At 39.1% G+C, this 294-nt stretch carries 1 protein-coding gene; it reads left to right on the top strand.

Annotated elements, in window-relative coordinates; all coding sequences use genetic code 11:
* A partial coding sequence (locus tag GBG18_RS15195) for a hypothetical protein (protein WP_152192411.1) occupies window positions 1–294 on the top strand: 294 nt, incomplete at both ends.

Here is a 294-nt window from a genome sequence, read left to right as displayed (position 1 = left end):
GATAAATCAGATTTAGGAGTAGATGGAGCTAAATCAATTACCGCAGTAGTAACAGATGCAGCAGGAAATGCAAGTACAGCAAGTGATGCAACAACAATTACTGTAGATACAACAGCCCCAGTGGTATCATCAGTAGATTTAAATTCTGATACTGGAGAAAGTAGTAGTGATGGTATTACTAATAGTGGAGTTGTTAATGTTACATTAGGAAACACTTTGGCTGGTGGAGAAAGATGGGAGTATAGTATAGATTCTGGTGCTACATGGATAACAGGGAATGGAGGTACAGCAAGC

The sequence above is a fragment of the Poseidonibacter ostreae genome, from assembly GCF_009208075.1.
In the GTDB taxonomy this organism is placed as follows: Bacteria; Campylobacterota; Campylobacteria; order Campylobacterales; family Arcobacteraceae; genus Poseidonibacter; species Poseidonibacter ostreae.
This window is presented reverse-complemented; position numbering and strand designations above follow the sequence as displayed.